This is a genomic window from Sphaerisporangium rufum, from assembly GCF_016863395.1.
In the GTDB taxonomy this organism is placed as follows: domain Bacteria; phylum Actinomycetota; class Actinomycetes; order Streptosporangiales; family Streptosporangiaceae; genus Sphaerisporangium; species Sphaerisporangium rufum.
The window spans coordinates 1-927 of the sequence record NZ_BOOU01000152.1; the positions used below are offsets into that span (position 1 = coordinate 1).

General features: G+C 66.3%; 1 protein-coding gene. It reads right to left on the reverse strand.

Features of this window, described 5'->3' with window-relative positions:
• Positions 1-927, reverse strand: a 927-nt coding sequence (locus tag Sru01_RS35100; protein WP_203995263.1) for a DUF1593 domain-containing protein, incomplete at its 5' end; no start/stop codon positions are given.

The following is a 927-nucleotide window of genomic DNA, read 5'->3' on the forward strand; positions in this document are numbered from 1 at the left end:
TCAGGGCAGGTTCCAGTCGGCGCGTTCGGCGAAGGAGGCCTGGTACTGGGGGCGCCACTTGGAGATGGTGCCGCCGCCGGGGCCGTCGACCCAGTGGTTGGTGGAGCCGTCACGGCGGTACTGCCCGCCCCAGCTGGGCTGGGTGGGGTCTTCGGGGTTGTTCATGCCGCGGTTGGCGCTGAGCAGGTGCAGGAAGGAGGGGGAGTCGCCTTCCTGCATGCCGCTGACGCAGCAGCCGCGCGGCGGGTAGATCGCGCCCAGCGGGCCGTGGTTGTAGCGGATGTTGGCGTCCAGCCAGGCCAGGTTGCACAGCGAGGTGTCGCCGCCGTTGCAGAACATCCCGCCGTAGGTGCTGTTGGAGTGGATGATGAACAGGCTGGGGAAGTTCTGCTTCATCCAGTCGATGGTGTCGTCCTGGTGGGCGATGGCGAAGATCCGCATCTTGGCCAGGAACGCCGCCAACTGGGCGGGGGTGCGGGTGTTCTGCACCTTCCAGATCGCCTGGGCGACCTGGGAGTTGTCGCCCCAGATGGTGAACCACACCGGTCGAGGATCGGGCTTGTCCACGATCGAGATGATCGCGTTGGACGCCTCGCTGTCCTTGCCCGCTCCGATGTTGTTGGCCGTCGATTTGCCCCAGGTGCCGTCCCGGCCCTGGAAGGTCACCGACCGCAGGTACGCCGGCGTCGGGAACGCCGGGTCGTGCCGGCGAAGGTTCTCATCCACCAGGTCGTACTTGTTGATCGCATCGATGATGTGCTGCTTGTCGGCGTAGTTGCGCGAGGTCGCCGCCGAGGCCACCAGCCCCTCCACGTCGAACTCGTTGGAGTACATCAAGAACCGCACCATCGACTGCACATCGTCGGGGTCGCTGTTGGCCCCGTCCAGCGTCGGGAAGTCCGACGAGACCACCACCCGGAACCGCTG